This window comes from Geobacillus sp. CAMR5420, from assembly GCF_000691465.1.
Classification (GTDB): domain Bacteria; phylum Bacillota; class Bacilli; order Bacillales; family Anoxybacillaceae; genus Geobacillus; species Geobacillus thermoleovorans.
This window is the reverse complement of the sequence record NZ_JHUS01000074.1, coordinates 1-19860: the sequence shown is the minus strand read 5'-3', so window position 1 is coordinate 19860 and position 19860 is coordinate 1. Positions and strand designations below refer to the sequence as shown.

16 protein-coding genes are annotated in these 19860 nt (G+C 41.8%); 14 read left to right on the top strand and 2 right to left on the bottom strand.

The annotated features are described in order from the left end of the window. Window positions 1–41: 41 nt before the first annotated feature. Window positions 42–827: an SGNH/GDSL hydrolase family protein gene (locus DI44_RS00535; protein WP_014196933.1), complete on the top strand. Its 786-nt coding sequence runs from the start codon at window positions 42–44 to the stop codon at window positions 825–827. Between the two features lie 31 nt (window positions 828–858). On the opposite strand, the gene DI44_RS00540 is transcribed toward DI44_RS00535, so the two are convergent. Then, window positions 859–1800 carry a LytR family transcriptional regulator gene (locus tag DI44_RS00540; RefSeq protein WP_033026594.1) on the bottom strand — a complete coding sequence of 314 codons (942 nt, stop codon included), beginning with the start codon at window positions 1798–1800 and terminating at the stop codon, window positions 859–861. A gap of 233 nt (window positions 1801–2033) precedes the next feature. On the opposite strand from DI44_RS00540, the gene DI44_RS00545 reads away from it, so the two are divergent. The 11 genes from DI44_RS00545 to DI44_RS00590 all read left to right on the top strand — a co-directional run bounded on the left by DI44_RS00545 (window position 2034) and on the right by DI44_RS00590 (window position 15399). Continuing rightward, complete coding sequence (locus DI44_RS00545) at window positions 2034–2798, top strand: CpsB/CapC family capsule biosynthesis tyrosine phosphatase (RefSeq protein WP_033026593.1); 765 nt, start codon at window positions 2034–2036, stop codon at window positions 2796–2798. Window positions 2799–3255: 457 nt separating this feature from the next. Further along, window positions 3256–4626, top strand: coding sequence for an AAA family ATPase (locus DI44_RS00550; protein WP_033026592.1), 1371 nt, complete (start codon window positions 3256–3258; stop codon window positions 4624–4626). Window positions 4627–4749: 123 nt separating this feature from the next. Beyond that, window positions 4750–5220, top strand: coding sequence for a hypothetical protein (locus tag DI44_RS0117445; RefSeq protein WP_033026591.1), 471 nt, complete (start codon window positions 4750–4752; stop codon window positions 5218–5220). 519 nt (window positions 5221–5739) lie between these two features. Then, window positions 5740–6627, top strand: coding sequence for a UTP--glucose-1-phosphate uridylyltransferase GalU (galU, locus tag DI44_RS00555; RefSeq protein WP_033026590.1), 888 nt, complete (start codon window positions 5740–5742; stop codon window positions 6625–6627). A gap of 52 nt (window positions 6628–6679) precedes the next feature. Then, complete coding sequence (locus DI44_RS00560) at window positions 6680–8512, top strand: nucleoside-diphosphate sugar epimerase/dehydratase (RefSeq protein ID WP_033026587.1); 1833 nt, start codon at window positions 6680–6682, stop codon at window positions 8510–8512. 32 nt (window positions 8513–8544) lie between these two features. Further along, complete coding sequence (locus DI44_RS00565) at window positions 8545–9768, top strand: glycosyltransferase family 4 protein (protein WP_033026584.1); 1224 nt, start codon at window positions 8545–8547, stop codon at window positions 9766–9768. Window position 9769: 1 nt separating this feature from the next. Then, window positions 9770–10795, top strand: a complete 1026-nt coding sequence (locus tag DI44_RS00570; RefSeq protein ID WP_033026581.1) for a nucleoside-diphosphate sugar epimerase/dehydratase — start codon at window positions 9770–9772, stop codon at window positions 10793–10795. Next, entirely contained in the window at window positions 10792–11907 is a 1116-nt protein-coding gene (locus tag DI44_RS00575) for a capsular polysaccharide biosynthesis protein CapF (protein WP_033026578.1), read from the top strand. The genes DI44_RS00570 and DI44_RS00575 overlap by 4 nt, the downstream gene beginning before the upstream one ends. Window positions 11908–11910: 3 nt before the next feature. Further along, window positions 11911–13041: a UDP-N-acetylglucosamine 2-epimerase (non-hydrolyzing) gene (wecB, locus tag DI44_RS00580; protein ID WP_033026576.1), complete on the top strand. Its 1131-nt coding sequence runs from the start codon at window positions 11911–11913 to the stop codon at window positions 13039–13041. Window positions 13042–13045: 4 nt separating this feature from the next. Then, a complete protein-coding gene (locus DI44_RS00585) occupies window positions 13046–14122 on the top strand; it encodes a glycosyltransferase (protein WP_033026573.1) in 1077 nt (358 codons plus the stop codon). Window positions 14123–14193: 71 nt separating this feature from the next. Then, window positions 14194–15399 (top strand): glycosyltransferase, encoded by a 1206-nt coding sequence (locus DI44_RS00590; protein ID WP_033026570.1) that lies wholly within the window; start codon window positions 14194–14196, stop codon window positions 15397–15399. 75 nt (window positions 15400–15474) lie between these two features. Here DI44_RS00590 and DI44_RS00595 read toward each other — a convergent pair whose 3' ends face one another. Then, window positions 15475–16923 carry an IS66-like element ISBst12 family transposase gene (locus tag DI44_RS00595; RefSeq protein WP_033026568.1) on the bottom strand — a complete coding sequence of 483 codons (1449 nt, stop codon included), beginning with the start codon at window positions 16921–16923 and terminating at the stop codon, window positions 15475–15477. A 268-nt stretch (window positions 16924–17191) separates the two neighbouring features. Here DI44_RS00595 and DI44_RS00600 point away from each other — a divergent pair, with 268 nt between their 5' ends. Together DI44_RS00600 and DI44_RS00605 are read left to right on the top strand one after the other, a co-directional pair. Continuing rightward, the gene (locus tag DI44_RS00600; protein ID WP_033026566.1) at window positions 17192–18520 is read left to right on the top strand and encodes a hypothetical protein; all 1329 of its coding nucleotides are present in this window, start codon (window positions 17192–17194) and stop codon (window positions 18518–18520) included. Window positions 18521–18537: 17 nt separating this feature from the next. Then, window positions 18538–19806 (top strand): glycosyltransferase family 4 protein, encoded by a 1269-nt coding sequence (locus DI44_RS00605; RefSeq protein WP_033026564.1) that lies wholly within the window; start codon window positions 18538–18540, stop codon window positions 19804–19806. The last annotated feature ends 54 nt before the right edge of the window (window positions 19807–19860 follow it).

Below are 19860 nucleotides of genomic sequence, written 5' to 3'. Positions count from 1 at the left end.
CCGCGGGAAGCCGTTCTGATAGAGAAAAGGGGAGAGAACCGTTGAGAAACTTCGTCTTCATCCTTTTGCTCACCGCCGCTTGCCTTGCCTTTCTGATCACCGGTCACTTGTACTGGGAGCGAAAAATCGAAGCCACGGTGCAAGCGGCGCGGGCGAAAGTCGAAACATCCGCCAAGCAAGAAACGGAGACGAGCCAAACGGAAGTGATCCTCGCCCGCGCCAAGCAGCTGCCAGCGGCCGCGCAAGCTGCCATCAAGCGGGCGGTGGAGGAACACCGTCCGATCCGCCTCGTCATCGCCGGCTCCGAATCAACGCCAGAGAACGGCGGCTGGCCTGAGCGGTTGAAACAAGCGCTCGATGACGCCTACGGGAAAGGCGTGTTTCACATCACCGTCCACGAATACGACGGCTTGACCACCGCCGACGCCGACCGACAGCGCATCGCCGCCGACTGGGCCAAGGACAAGCCGGATCTTGTCCTGCTTGAACCGTTTTTGTTAAACGACAACGGTGTCGTGACGATCGACGACACTCTTGCCCATATCAAATCGATCATCGACGAGCTCAAATCGGCGGCCCCGAATGCGGTCGTGATCTTGCAGCCGCCGAACCCGATTTACAACGCGACCTACTACCCGCGCCAAGTCGAGCAGCTTGAAGCGTTCGCGAAAGAGAACGGCTATCCTTACCTCAACCATTGGCACGCCTGGCCTGACGATCAAAGCGAAGAGCTGAACCGCTACGTCGACCCGCAAACCGACTTGCCGACCGAGGAAGGAGCCGCGCTTTGGGCCGATGCGCTCGCCAAGCGCTTCATCGCCCAATGAAAACGCGCACCTCTTAAGGTGCGCGTCGCATTTACTTCGCCGCCGTCGCTTTCAGCTCCAGATGCTCTTTCAACTCATTCGAAATCGCCAGCCGTTCGCTCTCTGGCACGATCAAGTAATAAATGCCATTGATTTTCGTCCCTTGTCCCGTAATATGCAGCTGCTTAATGTGCTTGCGGGCGTCTTTGTAATTCGCTTGAATTTCTTTCATTTCCTCAAACGTCAAGTTCGTTTTCACGTTTTTCCCGATCGCTGCGAGCACATCGCTGTAATTCGTGAGCGACGAGAAGCTGGCGCCTTTCTCAATAATCGCTTGAATGATCTGCTTTTGCCGGTCCTGGCGCCCGAAATCGCCGCGCGGGTCCTCTTTCCGCATGCGGGAGTATTTCAGCGCCTCGTCCCCGTTCAACGTAATCTCGCCTTTCGGGAAGTGCGTTCCTTCATACGTAAACGCGAACGGGTTGTTCACCGTCACGCCGCCGACCGCATCGACGATGTCGCGGAAGCTTTCCATGTTGACCTTAATGTAGTAGTCAATGGGAATATCTAAAAAGTGTTCCACCGTCGCCATCGTCATCTCCACTCCGCCAAAGGCGTACGAGTGGTTGATTTTATCTTTCGTCCCTTTTCCGATAATCTCCGTTCTCGTATCGCGCGGCACGCTCACCATGTCAATCGACTGCTTGTTTGGATTCACCGTCATGACGATGAGCGTATCGGCGCGTCCTTTATCCCCTTTCCGTTCATCGACGCCGATCAACAAAATGGAAATCGGCGTCTTCCGTTCAAACGAAACGTTTTCTTTCCGCTTCTCCGACTTCCAGTTGACGTTCTCGTGCATTTGGTTCGCCGTCTGTTTCACATGATGATAAATGGAATAGGCGAATATTCCTGCTCCAGCGAATAACACGACGAGCAATCCCGTCACCCAGCGGAGCCATGTTTTCTTCTTTTTTCGACGTTCTGCTCTCATGGGCACTCTTCCTTTTCCATTCAGAAATTTTCGTGCATACCATTTCGATTATAGACCGTTTTCGAAAAGAAGACAACTGACAGCCGCATTGGCGGGCGTTCCAGCTTGCCCCCTAATCAGTGGAATTTGCCTTCCATTTCGACAATGTTCGACAAATCTCATCCATTGATAGCCTGTTTTTCCTATGTTACCATAATAGGTGTTTAGTAGAGCGAAAAAAGGAGGAGTGGACGATGATCGACATTCATAGCCATATTTTGCCCGGCATCGACGACGGGGCCGCGACGACGGAGGACGCCATCGCCATGGCGCAGGCCGCGGCCAATGAGGGGATTACGACGATCATCGCCACTCCCCATCATCAAAACGGAAGCTACGATAACCCGAAACCGTCCGTTCTCTCTCTGGCGGCGGAGCTGAATGAGGAACTGAAACGGCGCGGCATCGCCTTGAACGTGCTTCCAGGCCAAGAAGTGCGCATCCACGGCGACTTGCTTGACGGCCTTGCCCGAGGCGAGGTGATGACGCTTGCCGATACATCATACATGTTGATCGAATTTCCGCCCGATCATGTGCCGAAGTATGCGGAGCAACTCCTCTTTGATGCCCAAGTGAAAGGGTTTATCCCGATCATCGCCCATCCGGAGCGAAACGCCGAGATCATCGAAACCCCCGAGCGGCTCTATCAGCTCGTCAAACGCGGCGCCTTGGCCCAGCTGACGGCATCAAGCATTACGGGCCATTTCGGCAAGAAAATCAAAACGTTCTCGTTTCAGCTGATCGAAGCGAACTTGGCCCATTTCATCGCCTCGGACGCCCACAACACGAAAACGCGGCCGTTTCGCCTCCGCGAGGCGTACGAGGTGATCCGGAAAGAATACGGGACAGACATGGTGTACTACTTCCAAGAGAACGCCGAGCTGCTCGTTCGCGGCCAAGCCGTGTTCCGCGACGAACCACAGCGGGTGAAAAAGAAAAAGTTCCTTGGCCTCTTTTAGAAATAGTTGGCAGTATGATATAAAATAATTTAGAAATACTTCTTTTCTTTTGCCCGTTCGTTGTCGAAACATGGCTTGTTTCTTGTAGAACGATTCAGAATGATGTCGACCGACATCCAATAGCGGCGGCTCTTTCTTTAAGACAGTTTGGCTCGCGCGGCAAGAGATTCATAGCGGCGGCTTCTTTGTCTTAAAGACAGGCCGTTTTCTTCGTTGATGCCGTTTCGTTCGGTGATGTCTCCTTACCGTTATCAATGGAGGCACTCGGCCATGCCGTGGGTGGGGACGATGACGGTCCTGGCACCTTAGACGCTAGTCGTCGAGGGTGTGGCGTGAGGGCGGGTTAGATGCCCGATTTTTCACTCGTTTTTATCTAATTCAGTGATTATGAGTCAGGCGTATCGTTTATAATAGAAAGATAGAGGATCCGTAATCTGTGAAAAGAGGCGATACGCGCATGGAACAAACTTGGGCGTTAAAGGTTGAGCGATTTGGAAAGATCAAACAGGGGGAAATCGATATTGCCCCGTTGATGTTGTTTGTCGGCGACAACAACAGTGGGAAAAGCTATCTGATGTCGCTTCTTTGGGGGGTGTTGTCCGAGGGGCGCAAGCTGTTTCCAAAAGACCCTCCGAACACGTCCACGTACAAGGAAATCGATCGCTTTCTTGAATCGTCTATCGGCGATGACTGCCTCATCCAAGACCGTGAAGCGCAACTGTTTGTCCAATGGTTTAATGATGTTCTCAGAAACAAAAAAAGCGAGTTGGTTAGAACGATCTTTCGGCGCAAAATCCCGATCGGTTCGTTAAGCATCGAGCGGTACCGCCGTTCTGAACCGCTGCGAATCATCTTTGAAAAGAAAGATTCGCTCCAAGGCGCTCGTTTTTCGACGGGGAAACACTATATTCGCATCCCGTATACGGATCGAAGCAAGGGACAAGCGACAGAGCGGTATCGCATGGCTCAATACATTACGTGGAATTTGCTGATGGATGGACTTACATCGCCGTTTTACCCACCATCCAGACAAGGCGGCATCCAAGGGCGGGCCATTGGCGAAGCGCTGTATTTGCCCGCTTCGAGAACAGGGTTCATGTTGTCTTACAAGGCGCTGGTGCAAGAGATGATGGAACGGATGATCAACGAAGAACATGAGGAACCATCCCTTGACTTCACGTTGCCTGTCTATCGATTCTTGCAAGCGTTGTTGCGTTTGGAGGAAAACGGACAGTCGAAATATGCGGACATCGGACGATTTATTGAAACTGAGATTGCCAACGGAACCATGGACCAAGAAAAAGGACCGATTCCATCGTTCTACTATTGCCCACAAGGCAAACAAGAGCGCTTGCCGTTATACGTCACATCGTCGCTTGTAACTGAACTGTCGCCGCTCATTTTGTTTTTAAAATCAAAAGCAACGTACCGTTCACTCTTTTTTGAAGAGGCAGAAGCGCATCTGCATCCACGCGTCCAGCGCATATTAGCGACAGCGCTTGTCAAGTTGGCCAACCGAGGCATGCCGGTGTGGTTGACCACCCATAGCGATATTTTGTTCCAACAGGTGAACAATTTGATCAAACTTCACCAGCATCCAAAGAGAGAACAGTTGATGAAAACGTATGGCTATGTCGATGAGGACGCGATTGATCCGAAAAAGGTGAGGGCGTACCAGTTCCGCATGCAAGGCCAAGACACGATCATCACGCCGCTCATTCCGACCGAAAACGGCTTTCCGGCGGAAACGTTCAATGAAGTCATTTGGCAGTTGAATGAAGAGACGTATGCATTCCAGATCGGGGAAGAGGATGGAGAGGATGAATAACCTCGAATTGGGGCATGAAGTTCCTCAACAACGCATTCCACTGAATGACTCCGGACAAGGAGAATACACGTTGTAACGTTTCCCTGCCGCGCCATGCTATAATGGCGTCAAGGAGGTGAAGCCATGAGCCAAGAGCTGAAAGAATTGCTTCGTTCCGTCTTGCAAGAAGAACTGAAACCAGTCCACGACAGGCTCGAACGGTTGGAAGGCGCAGTCGGGCACATTCGTCAAGACGTATCGCAGCTGCAGCAAGATGTATCCCAGCTTCAGAAGGAAGTCACCCAACTGCAAGAAGGCCAACGGACATTGGAAACGACGGTTTCCCAAATTCAAAAAGACATTATCCAGTTGCAAGAAGGCCAACAAATAGTAGAACACGAGATGGCCGGCATGAAGCAGATGCAAGAGCGAATCCTCGAAGAGCTGCGCATTTCCAAACACAATCAAGCACTCATTTTAAACGATGTCACCAGCATAAGAAAATCCGTCGATGTCACCGTCTCGTACTTGCAGCGCCGATCCGATGTGATGTTTGACAAACTGATCGATCATGAAAAAGAAATCTTGAATCTGAAATCAAAAATGCCAAACTAAGTCCCGAAAAGGGGCTGTTTTTTATGCCCATATGCATCGGCGCATCGGCGCAGCCAGCGTTGCACCGATGCGCGGGGGCATAGGGGCCAACTATACATAGGGGGTTACGTACCACGTCAACTACCCCCACTTAGCTAACGCTTGAAGTGGGGGCTTGCAACTCCCCAGAAGTGCAAACGGACTTCGTCCTCCTTCCTTGACTTGGGGTTGCATCAGGGGGCAGGTTGACGACTACCCAACGACGCAGGTCATGCCTGCATCGTTACCGATTCTCTCGGTGTGTCTGTTGGCAGTACTTGGCTTCCACACACAACAGACGGACCTACGCTCGATGTTTTACGGTTACAACGTTTCCTGTAACCAACTCCATACATCGAGTAGCCGTGATTGGAGTGCCTTTATTGAACGGTTTTCTCCACGCCTTTATTATATCATACACAAAAGAAAGGGGGGAACGCGCATTCCTCTCCCACTTACTCCCTTTGGTCGTTGAAGTGGGAGTCTCCTGCGCGAAATAGGATGAAAAAAGTACGCAAAGCGATCATTCCAGCAGCGGGGCTCGGCACACGATTTTTACCAGCGACAAAAGCGATGCCGAAAGAAATGCTGCCGATTGTTGACAAGCCAACGATTCAATACATCGTCGAAGAAGCGATCGCCTCCGGCATTGAAGATATCATCATCGTCACGGGGAAAGGAAAACGCGCGATCGAGGACCATTTCGACAACGCTTTTGAGCTTGAACAAAACTTAATTCAAAAAGGCAAATACGACTTACTCGAAAAAGTAAAAGAACCATCGAAAGTCGACATCCACTACATCCGCCAGAAAGAGCCGAAAGGGTTGGGACATGCCGTCTGGTGCGCACGCAACTTTATCGGCGACGAACCGTTTGCCGTTCTGCTTGGCGACGACATCGTCCAAGCGGAAACACCATGCTTAAAACAATTAATTGACCAATATGAACAAACTCTCAGTTCCGTTATTGGTGTCAAAAGAGTGCCTGATAACGAAACGCACCGTTACGGCATCATCGATCCAATTGAACAACACGGACGCCGTTACCAAGTCCGCCAGTTCGTTGAAAAACCAGCACCAGGCACTGCGCCATCGAACTTAGCGATTATGGGAAGATACATACTCACACCGGAAATCTTCTTATTCCTTGAAAAACAAGAAACCGGTGCTGGCGGCGAAATCCAGCTCACCGACGCGATTCAAAAATTGAACGAAATCCAGCGCGTCTTCGCCTACGAATTCGAAGGAAAGCGCTACGATGTCGGCGAGAAGCTCGGATTCATCCAAACGACGATCGAGTTTGCGGTGCAAAATGAAGAATTAAGAGACGATTTGCTTGCATTTATGGAGAACATCATAGCACAAACAAAGCAAGGCATGAACGTATAACGAGCCGCCACATACGGCTCGTTTTTGATTATGGTGAAGGGGGACGCAAGCGTTGGCGTATCGACAACGATTAACATTTTTAATGCTGCTTGATTCAGCGATCGTGCTGACGGCGATTTATATTAGCGTATTTACACTATATCCGCACGTAGAAATATTAAAACATAAACCGATTTTATTGTCAGCGGTCACGCTGTTAGTAAGCCATCATCTGTTCGCCTTCGTTTACCGGTTATATCAGAAAGCGTGGGAATACGCGAGCATCGGTGAATTGACGGCGATCATTCAAGCCGTCACGCTTTCGATCGTGACGACAGCGGCCGTGCAGTGGGCCGTTTTTCAAGACATTTACGCCCGTGCGCTCATGATCACGTGGATGATCCACGTTCTTTTCATCGGCGGCTCGCGTTTCGTTTGGCGTGTGTTTCGCGACCGCTACATCAAGCCAAACGTCAATAAACGGCGGACGATGATTATCGGCGCTGGCGCCGCGGGCATGATGGTGGTGCGTCAGCTCATCAACAACCCGGAAGCGGAATTGAAACCGATCGTGTTTATTGACGATGACCCGAACAAGCAAAAACTGCAGTTTTTTGGCATTCCTGTACTTGGCACGACAAACGATATTGAAGACGTTGTCCAAGCTTTGCGTATTGAACACATTATTATCGCCATTCCGTCGCTGACGAAAAAACAACTGAACCGCATTTTTGAACAATGCGCGAAAACGAACGCCAAAACGCAAATCGTCCCTAGATTGGAAGATATTGTAACAGGAAAAGTATCCGTCAGCCAGTTCCGCGACGTGCAAGTCGAGGACTTGCTTGGCCGCGAACCCGTCAAGCTCGATATCGAAAGCATCGCTGGCTACATTGAAAACAAAACGATTTTAGTCACCGGCGCGGGTGGCTCGATCGGTTCGGAAATTTGCCGCCAAGTGTGCCAATTCCGGCCGAAAAAACTCGTCCTTCTCGGCCATGGGGAAAACAGCATTTACCAAATCGACATGGAACTGCGTAATCAATACAAAGATCAGATCGAGATCGTTCCTGTCATCGGTGATATCCAAGACCGAGAGCGCATGTTTGAAGTGATGGAAGAGCACAAACCGGACGTCGTCTACCATGCCGCTGCTCATAAACATGTGCCATTGATGGAATACAACCCGAAAGAAGCGGTCAAAAACAACATTTTCGGCACGAAAAACGTTGCCGAAGCAGCCGATACGTTCGGGGTACATACGTTTGTTCTCATCTCTTCGGACAAAGCCGTCAACCCGACAAACGTTATGGGAGCAACCAAACGATTCGCCGAAATGCTCATTCAGCAACTCGACAAACAAAGCAAAACGAAATTCGTCGCCGTCCGTTTCGGAAACGTCCTCGGCAGCCGCGGCAGCGTCATCCCGCTGTTCAAAAAACAAATCCAAGCCGGCGGCCCGGTCACCGTCACCCATCCGGACATGACACGCTACTTCATGACCATTCCTGAAGCGTCCCGCCTCGTCATCCAAGCCGGTGCCTTGGCCAAAGGTGGCGAAATCTTTGTCCTCGACATGGGCGAGCCGGTAAAAATCGTCGACCTTGCGAAAAACTTAATCAAACTGTCCGGCTACACTGTTGAAGAAATCGGCATCGAATTTACCGGCATCCGTCCGGGCGAAAAATTGTTTGAAGAATTGCTTAACGAAAACGAAGTTCATCCAGAGCAGGTGTTTCCGAAAATATTTATTGGAAAAGCAACAATGGTGGACGAAAAAATCCTTAACGACTTTATGGAAGAGTTTGAAGAGATGGATAGAGAAGAGGTTAGGGAAAGATTGTTGGGGATTGCCAATAATCGAATTTTAGCCCAAAATCAAGCAAGAAAGATAGCCTTAAATTAATATCATCTTTCTATTTACTAGGAGGAGATCGTTTGAACGTTCTTTTTTTAACTCTTGCATATCCAGAAGGAAAAGGACAACGTAATATCTATACGGATCTAATGCAAGAGTTTTATGAAAACGGTGATACAGTATATGTAGTATGTCAACGTGAAAGACGCTCGGGTAAGCCAACAGAATTTAAAATAGAAAACGGCATTCATGTATTGAGAGTTAGAACGGGTAATGTCACCAAAACCAATATCATTGAGAAAGGAATTTCAACAATTCTTCTAGAGGGGCAGTTTATCAAAGCAATTCGAAAATTTTTAAATGATGTTAAGTTTAATTTAGTTCTATATTCTACACCCCCTATTACTTTCGAGCGTGTAGTGAAATATGTCAAAGAACGCGATGGATGTAAATCGTATTTACTATTAAAAGATATTTTTCCTCAAAATGCTGTCGATATCGGAATGATAAGAGAAAATAGTTTAATATGGCATTACTTTAGAGCGAAAGAAAAACGCCTTTATGAAATTTCTGATTATATCGGTTGTATGTCTCCAGCAAACGTACAATATGTATTAAAACATAATCCTGAAATTGATAGAAGTAAGGTGGAAGAATGTCCAAACAGTATTAAACCGTCTCCTTTACGGAAAGATGATGTGAAACGCTCGGAGATACGTAGAAAATATGGTATTCCTGAAGACTCAGTAGTGTTTATTTACGGTGGAAATCTTGGTCGTCCACAAGGAATAGGATTTTTACTTGAAGTTATTGATTATATGAAAGATCGAACAGATGTATTTTTTCTAATAGTTGGATCTGGGACAGAATACGAGAAAATTAAGCAACATTTAGAAATAGGTTGTTATCGTAATGCAAAATTATTCAAGTTCCTACCAAAGGAAGAATATGACGTGTTGCTTAATAGTTGTGATGTAGGTCTTATATTTCTAGACCCACGATTTACTATTCCTAATTTTCCATCTAGATTAACAGCATATATGGAGGCAGCACTTCCGGTAGCAGCTGCAACAGATGTCAATACAGATTTAAAAGACATATTAAGAGAAGCGGGTTGTGGAATGTGGGCGGAAAATGGTGATTTAAAGAACTTTTGTGCAATTATAGATACTTTAGCTTCTGACAGTAATTTACGTTATCAGATGGGGTTAAATGGTCGGAAATACTTAGAAAAATACTATACAGTTTCAAGAGCATATAAAATCATTACTTCTCATTTAAAAAAACAGGAGTTGAATAAATAAAATGTTTAAAGATAAAACTTTGCTTATTACAGGTGGAACAGGTTCTTTTGGTCATGCGGTTCTGAAACGTTTCCTTTACACTGATATCGGAGAAATTCGTATTTTCTCACGTGATGAGAAAAAACAAGATGATATGCGCAAAGAACTAAAAAGTGATAAAGTGAAATTTTTTATAGGAGATGTGCGTGATTATAATAGTGTTGCGGCGGCTATGCATGGCGTAGATTACGTCTTTCATGCGGCGGCATTGAAACAAGTCCCATCCTGTGAATTCTTCCCTATGGAAGCAGTAAAAACAAATGTGATTGGTACGGAAAATGTCTTGAATGCGGCTATTGCTCATGGAGTCAAAAAAGTAATCTGTCTTTCCACGGATAAGGCGGTTTATCCGATTAACGCAATGGGAATATCAAAAGCGATGATGGAAAAAGTAATGGTGGCAAAATCTCGAACGGTTTCTCCGGAGAAGACGATTATATGTGGAACAAGATATGGAAACGTGATGTGTTCACGTGGATCCGTTATCCCGCTTTTTATACAACAAATAAAAAAAGGCGAGCCATTAACCGTTACAGATCCAAATATGACCCGTTTTCTTATGTCTCTAGAAAATGCAGTAGAATTAGTGTTATTTGCGTTTGAAAATGCAAATCAAGGCGATATTTTCGTACAAAAAGCTCCAGCATCTACGATTGGAGATTTAGCTCAGGCTGTGAAGGAGATTTTTAATGCGGATAATGAAATTCGGATTATTGGAACACGCCATGGAGAAAAACTGTATGAAACACTTTTAACCCGTGAAGAAATGGCTCAAGCCGAAGATTTAGGAGATTATTATAGAATTCCTGCTGATACGAGAGATTTAAACTATGATAAATATTTTACAGATGGTAAACATGAAATTAGTGAAAGTTTAGACTATAATTCTCACAATACAGAGCGGCTTGATGTTCCACAAATAAAAGAACTACTCCTAAAGCTAGATTACGTTCAAAAAGAATTGGAAAGCTGGGGAGTAAGAGTATGAAAACAGTTTTAATCACTGGAGCAAATGGCTTTATAGGGAAAAACTTAATCGCAACGCTGGAGCGTATGGAAGATGTAGAGATTTTAAAATATGGTTCGGAAAACACTGTTGAGCAACTAGAAGAATTTGTAGAAAAAACAGATTTTGTGTTTCATCTGGCGGGAGTCAATCGTCCTAAGGATGTAAAGGAGTACGAAACGGGGAATAAAGGATTTACGGAACAGCTACTTCACATACTTAAAGAAAAGAATAAAAAAATTCCAGTACTTTTGTCTTCATCGATCCAAGCTACTTTAAATAATCCATATGGTATAAGCAAAAAAGCAGCAGAAGATGCCGTTTTTCAGTATGGTGAGGAGACAGGAGCCAACGTTTATGTATATCGTTTGCCAAATGTATTTGGAAAATGGTGCAGACCAAACTATAACTCCGTAGTAGCTACTTGGTGTTATAATATTGCAAACAATTTACCAATACAAATTAATGATCCTGGTACAAAGTTAACTCTTGTTTATATTGATGATGTCATTGAAGAGTTTATCAATGCATTGCAAGGAAAAGAAAATAGGGATGCAAATGGTTTTTGCTCTGTAAAGCGGACTTTCCAAGTAACACTAGGGGAGTTAGCAGACATACTATACTCCTTCAAAAAAAGCAGAGAAACACTGGTGATGCCGAATCTTGAAGGAGACTTTGAGCGTTTCCTATACGCTACGTATATTTCTTATCTTCCTAAAGATGAGTTCGGTTATCATCTAGATATGAAACGTGATAACCGTGGCTGGCTTGCGGAATTTATGAAATCGAATCAGTTTGGGCAAATTTTTATATCACGCACAAAGCCAGGGGTTACGAGAGGAAACCACTGGCATCATACGAAAGTAGAAAAATTCCTTGTTATTGAAGGAGAAGCGGTAATTAAATTCCGCTCCATCCATGGAAGTGAAATTATAGAATATAGAGTTTCCGGAGAAGAACTAAGGGTGATTGATATTCCACCTGGTTACACGCATTCCATAACAAACATTGGAAAAACAGATGTTATTACTTTGTTTTGGGCCAATGAAATATTCGATCCAGAACAACCTGATACGTACTTTTTGGAGGTTTAATCAATGGAAAAGTTAAAAGTAATGACCATCGTTGGAACTAGACCAGAAATTATCCGACTGTCTGAAACGATTAAAGCTTGTGATAAATATTTTAATCATATCCTTGTCCATACTGGACAAAACTGGGATTATACTTTAAATCAAGTGTTTTTTGAAGAATTGGGACTAAGAGAGCCTGATTATTATTTAAATGCAGCAGGCTCCAATCTTGGTGAAACAATGGGAAATATCATATCTAAGTCTTACGAAGTTCTGCAAAAAGAAATGCCGGATGCATTGCTTATACTCGGAGATACGAACAGTTGTTTGTCTGCAATACCGGCAAAAAGACTAAAAATTCCTATTTTCCATATGGAAGCAGGAAATAGATGTTTCGATCAAAACGTACCGGAAGAAATAAATAGAAAAATCGTAGACCATGTCAGTGACATCAATCTGCCTTATACCGAACATAGCCGAAGATATTTATTATCAGAAGGGATAAGAAAAGAGCACATTTTTGTTACAGGCTCTCCGATGACGGAAGTTCTTCATAAAAACATAGAGAAAATTCAAAACAGTAAGGTGCTTGAGGAATTAGGACTGGAACCAGGCAAATATATATTAGTTTCTGCGCATAGAGAAGAGAATATAGATATTGAGAAAAACTTCTTTTCGTTGATGAATGCTTTGAACAGCATAGCTGAAAAATATCAGCTTCCAATTATATATTCTACTCATCCAAGAAGTTGGAAACGCATTGAAGAGCGTGGGTTTAAGTTTCATCCATTAATTAGACAACTTAGACCGTTTGGATTCTTTGATTATAATAAACTTCAGTTGAATGCTTTCTGTGTTTTATCCGATAGCGGTACGCTATCCGAAGAGTCGGCAATACTTGGATTTCCAGGGGTATTAATAAGAACCTCCACGGAAAGACCAGAAGTACTTGATAAAGGAACAGTCGTCATTGGTGGAATTACGGAGCGAGATATTGTACAAGCTGTAGAACTGAGCAGGACGATGTGGGAGAATCGAGAAAAAACTGTACTAGCCAATGACTATATCGATGACAATGTGTCAGTGAAGGTCGTGAAGATAATACAAAGTTACGCGAAAATTGTGAATCAGTTTGTCTGGAGAAAGGACATATAGTATTATGAAAATCATGGTTTTTGATGTGCCAGCTGAAGCAGGTGGTGCATTATCAGTCTTGAATGATTTTTATAAAGAGGCTACATCTTGTGAAGATAAAAATATAGAGTGGATTTTTGTTATTAGTACGCCCTTTCTTCAAGAAACAGAGAATATTAAGGTATTAAGATTTCCATGGGTAAAAAAAAGCTGGGGACATCGACTGTATTTTGATAATATTGTTGCGCCTCGGCTGGTACGAAAACATAAGGTCGATAAAGTTTTATCACTACAAAATATAGTTGTTCCTAATGTTGATGTTCCCCAAATACTATATGTCCATCAGTCTTTACCATTTGCTTCTTATAGATTTAGTTTTATGGAAAATAAATTATTTTGGATTTATCAAAATATAATTGGTAAAAAAATTATTGATTCAATAAAGAAAGCAGATAAAGTAATTGTTCAAACAGAGTGGATGAAAAGAGCTTGTGCTGAAAAAGCATATATAAAGGATGATAAAATATTTGTAGTGGCTCCAAACATCAATATTAATATAAAAAATTTTTTTGAAGCGAACCAACAGTCTCTTTCAACATTTTTTTATCCTGCGAGTGGATTAAGCTATAAAAACCATAATATTGTGTTAGAAGCTTGTAAAAAATTAAAAGAAAAAGGTATCAAAGAATTTAAGGTGATTTTTACTCTCAAAGGCAATGAGAATAACTATATCAAGAATTTGTATAAAGAAGTAAAAGCACAAAAGTTACCTATAGAATTTGTCGGAAGTCTTACTAGGGAACAGGTTTTTGATTTATATACTAGATCAGTTTTAATATTTCCATCGTATATAGAAACTTTTGGACTGCCTTTGCTGGAAGCAAAATTGCATAAGGGAATTATATTTGCGTCTGATTGTCCGTTTTCTCATGAAATATTGGATGGATATGAAAATGCATATTTCTTTGAACCATTTAACGAAAGAGAACTAGTTCGTTTAATGAGTAGTAGTATAAATAAGGAGTTAGAGTATAATAAACATTTTAATTTTGAAAACGATAAAGAGATATTTGAGAAGAATATGATAGATATAATAGTTTAAATAAATATTTGATCTGTTTTTTAGAACTATTTTTGCAGTGTATCAATAATAAAAATAAGAGGGAGAATTTAATGAAAATTTTATTTGTAGGGAGTGTTATCAAAACAGAAGATTGCTTAAAAAATCTAGGTCCATCAGTGGCAGGTAATAAGATGCAAATGGGGATTATAAAAGGGCTTAAGAAACACTTTGGTGCGAATCTTTCAATTCTAACGGAGCGACCAATTGCATCATTTCCTCGAGAAAATGTTCTTTATATTAACTATGGGATTATCGAACTAACTAAGAATATTATTGCTAAAAAGGTACCCTTTATAAATATTTTTATATTAAAACAGTTATCTCAAATCTTTAGTGCGTTTTTTTTGATTTGTGAATGGATAAAAAAGAATAAAGATGAACAAAAAGTTATTATTTGCTTTAATGCTTTTCCTTATATAGCTATACCTGTTCTATGGGCAGCCAAATTATTTAACGTTAAATCAATTTGCATATTAGCTGATCCACCGATAGATTCAGTTAGTCGTGGATTTTTGGGTAAAATCGCAAAGTTGATTGAAGACAAATCAACAAAGAAAAGTATAAAAAAATTCGATGGGCTTGTTGTTTTAAATAAAAATATGATTGCAGAATATGCTCCTCATTCAAAGTATATTGTGGTAGATGGAGGCTTTGATTTAGAAGAAACTCCGCACACACCGTGTGGAGGACAATGGGTTAATTTGTCTCCGGAAGAACCATTAAAAGTAGTATTTAGTGGAGCTCTTGTCGAATACAATGGTATTGTAAACTTAATAGAAGCTACTAAGTTAGTAAAAAATCCAAGGTTTATATTAGAAATATATGGATATGGTCCTCTTGAAAATTATGTGAAAAAGATAAGTGAAGAGGAAAGCAGAATTATATATAAGGGGAAAGTCTCTAATACCGAGATGATGAAAATTCAACAAAACTCTGCTTTATGGGTCAATCCACGCCCAGTTCGGGATCCTATAAGTATGAACACTTTTCCATCAAAAATGATAGAGTATTTAGTAAGTGGGACTCCTGTAGTTACTACAAAATTAAACGGATTTACAGAGGATTATTTTGATCACATGTTTGTTTTTGAAGATGAGAATCCCCAATCAATGGCGGATACTATTGATTATATATTAGCATTAGATAGAAATGAATTAATAAAAAAAGCTACTAATGCGCGCCAATTTATATTGAAAAATAAAAATTGGGATGTGCAAACGAATAAGATTGTAGAATTTATGAATAGCTTAGAGTAACGGTAACTATTCACCCCAGTGCTAGTGTATAAAAAAGCCCAGCACAAATAGGGCATTTCGGTCATAGAAAATGCCCTAGGTAGCGGAAAGAACTCGATCGATCGTTTCGCCTGCCAACAGAAGACATAACGAATCCCACACGTTTTTTTCGTGTTTCGTCAGTGTGGAAACGATGCTTCTTGCGATGCAAAACGACTGCGCGAATGTTTCTTCGCGAAACGTACCCGAAATGTTCTCTTTGACTTTGACCATGCGAAGATCGCGTTCGGCTTGGTTGTTGTCAAAGGGAACATGTACTTCACGTAAGAAACGCAGCGCTTCTTCCTTTCGTTTTTGAAGCCGTCGAACAAAAGCGAGTGCTTTTTTCGGAAGAGGCGTCATCGTTTCTAATCGGTGTTGTGCTCTTTCTAGGATGCGATCATACACTCGTTCCCACCGTCTCGCTTCTTCTTCGGAAAGTGCACCGTGATGGGCTTCGACGGCTTGCTTGGCGGCTAACAGAAACGTGGTCATGCGCATCGCCCACGTATGCCCTTGTTCGATGAATCCTTTTAACTCACGCAAATGGTGGGCATGACAAAGGGCATGTGTGGCTTTCGTGTATCTCGGATACGTACCGAATGCATCATGCATCATCGTCCCTTTGTATTGTGGAAGAACCCCGATCTCATCCGTTGCTTTCTTTCCACGAGAAGCGTGAGGAGCCAAGTATGTATATCTCGATGTACACGCGACATGCACCCATGCGAGTTTCCCATTGATGCGCAAACTCGTTTCATCGACATGCAGGATGTTGGATTCAAGTAAGGCGTCTTCGATGATGTCCATATTTGATTCCAGCGATTCGCGTCCTCGTTTCACCATATTGGCAAGAGTTCCCGTACTAATCGAGTGTTGATATAACGCTTCGATTGTATCACTTAAACGCTTGTACGGGATCAATTGGATATGATGTAAATAAACAACGAGCGCCGTGAGCCGTGGACCGTATTGCACATGATTCGTGACATGGGATGGGAATTCGGCTTGTTGCACGCATCGACAATGTGGACACGATTTCACTTCACGTTCATGTTGTGTCACCTCGATCGCCACAGGAGGGACATCAAACACTTGACGGATATCGACTTTGAACGGTTTGACTTCACGCAAAGAAGCTCCACATCCTTGACACGTATGCACACGGTGGACGACACGATGATGTGGATGTTCCACTTGACGGAGCGTCTTCCCCTCATGTCCCTCTTGCCCACCAGGCTTTTTGCCAGACGGCTCGCGGGAGGAACGCTTTTTCTCAAAACGGTCAGAAGATGGGGGCAAATGGCTATTAGAGCTGTTTTTTTTCGTGCGTGCTTCCAGCTCTTGAACACGGTACTTCAGTTGTTCATTTTCTTTGCGTAGTTGTTTGTTTTCGTGACGCAAATGTTCATTTTCTTGAATGAGTTGATGAATGAGCTGTTTTTGTTGTTGAACTTTGCCGATTAAGCCCTCAACTGTAAATACAGCTTGTTGTACCGTCAACATGCGATTCACCTCCTTGTCTATCAATATTCACATCATAGACAAGGAAAGAAGAAAATATTCAGCTCACTTTATGATGTGGCTGAATAGTTACGAGTAACGGATTAGAACAACCGCGATGGTGTGGATTTATTTACTGCATGTATGATGCCGCATCTTTATGCATAACTTCGAGTTCTTACTCTGGTTTTACAACACCATCATATAAAATGGAGAAATATAGAAGGTATATTATTAAAAATAATAAATGTCTTAATTAGTGGGGATAATTATGCTTACAAGTAAAGTTAAGGAGAGTTTGAACCAAAAACAAATTTCTAAATTAAAATTTAATACACAAAAAGACTGTGGGCTAATCATTATCAATCGGGTGATAATCCTTCTATTGAGTACTTGGATGGTATGGCCCTATTTCAACAATAAAATAGGAATAATCCCAATTTTTGTAATTATTGTGTTATGGGTTATTACTACTGATTATAGGTGGTTATTTGAAAAATGGACTCCTGACTTATTATTAATTTGTGTTTGGTTTATTACATTTATACCTTATGTTTTAACAAGAAATTTTACGTACGGTGTAATAGACCCCGAGTATATATTAACGTGTTTTTTCTTATTTGTATTTGGAATTTTTGTAAATCATTATTATATGTTCTATAAAAAGGATTTTGTTACGCTTGGGAGAATTGCTTTTATTTCCTTATTTATGTACTTAGTTGGTTCGATACAAACATATCTTGGTTTGCAAAAATTTCCTTATGCATCTCGAACTTTAGCCACAGCTAATCACTCATTACAATACTCTTACTTGGGTATGGGTATAGGAGGATTTGGTTTCGTATATAGTTTAGTTTTTGTCACTATTTTATCTTTGTATTTGTTGAAAAAAAATATTCCTAGACTTGGAAATATGTATAAATCTCTCTATATATTATTTATTATATGTTTGTTGCTTACTATAATAAAAGCATCGTATGCAACTGCATTAATCTTTACTTTTGTAGGAATAATTTTAGTCTTTACCATTAAAGGGTTAAGAAGTTTGATTATAGGGGTTTTTCTTGCTTTAATATTTATTCTTGCTATTCCCAAGGAATCTATTGCTGAATTTTTGGTAAATGTTGCATATTTGTTTAAAGACAATGACATTGTTTATGTTAAATTTATGGATCTTGCTGAGACATTTTTGGGGGAAAGTGCAGACTCCCAAACTGCTAATAGAGGCCATCTTTACTTAACGTCTTTAATAACTTTTATACAAAATCCTTTGTTTGGAATATATGGACCTTTTGGTAATCAAGATAATGGCCAAATTGGTGGACATTCTGGTTGGCTAGATTTATTGGCTATGTATGGAATCTTCGGTTCTCTACCTTTATTTTTAGCAATAATATTAAATTTTAGAAAGCAGTTGTTATTCTACTCGGGTCATCCTTATTATGTTTTTCTAATAATAGCTCAAATTCTGTTTATATGTTTTGGGTTTTTAAACCCAGTTACTTACGTATATCAAATTGGATTCGCTTTGTTCGTGGTTGCACCAGCATTGCCATTTTTGCCATATGCATTTGGAAGGAATTTTGTTAATAATAAATAAATTTTGAGGAGATTCATATGAATGTGTTATGGCTTACGAATATCCCTCTCCCAGAGGCCAGTAAACTTATGAATGAAAAACCATTGCCTTTTGGGGGATGGCTAGTCAATGCAGCATCGTCACTATCCAGTCTCAATGATTTAAAACTTTCCGTTGCATTTCCAGAAAGAGAATTAAAAGATGTTAAATTCTTTAAGGGAGATAATATAAATTATTACGCATTTCCTCCTGTCGATGATAAAGATTCATCCCAGGTTGAAGAAAATGAGTACCTTGAGAAGATCATACACCAATCTGTACCTGATATTGTCCATATCTTTGGAACAGAATATGCTCATACTCTTGCAATGGTAAATGTATGTCGTAAGAAAGGTATAAAAACAGTAATATCTATACAAGGATTAGTATCTGTCATTGCTAGGCATTACATGGCTTACTTGCCTCCAAAAGTTCAAAACAGGTATACCTTTAGAGATTTCCTGAAACAAGATAACTTGAAACAGCAGCAAAAGAAGTTTTTTAGGCGAGGGAAATATGAAATAGAGGCTTTACAGAAAGTGAAGTATGTTATTGGACGAACGACTTGGGATAGAGCATGTGTGACACAAATAAATCCGAATGTTAAATACTATCATTGCAATGAAACGCTAAGAGATGAATTCTATAAGCACACATGGAATATAAACAACTGTGAAAGATATTCTATATTTGTTAGTCAAGGATCGTATCCAATTAAAGGGTTACATCTCATGATTGAAGCAATGCCATTAATACTAAAGAATTTTCCAAAAGCGAAGCTTTATGTTGGTGGAAATAATATTACTCAATCGCGCACGTTAAAAGAGAAATTAAAGATGACCTACTATGGTAAATATATAAAAGATCTGATTAAAAATTATAGTTTGCAAGATAAGGTTATATTTACCGGATTGTTAGATGAAAAGCAAATGTGTGAGCAATATTTAAAATCTCATGTGTTTGTTTGTCCATCTTCGATTGAAAATAGCCCTAACTCTCTAGGGGAAGCCATGATTCTTGGTGTGCCTTGTGTAGCCTCAAATGTTGGTGGAGTAGCTGATTTACTAAAGCACCAAGAAGAAGGATTTATATATCAGGCAGATGCCCCCTATATGTTGGCCCATTATGTAACTGAAATTTTTTCAAATGAAAATCTCGCACTAGAGTTTTCTAAGAATGCAAGGGCTCGTGCAATGAAAACTCATGATAAAGAAGAAAATACGAAAAGAATGTTGGAAATATATAAAAGTATATATAAATTGAAATAAAGGTTTTCTCCCGTTCCACGGCGAATAAATAAAAGACTGTAGATGAGCAAATTC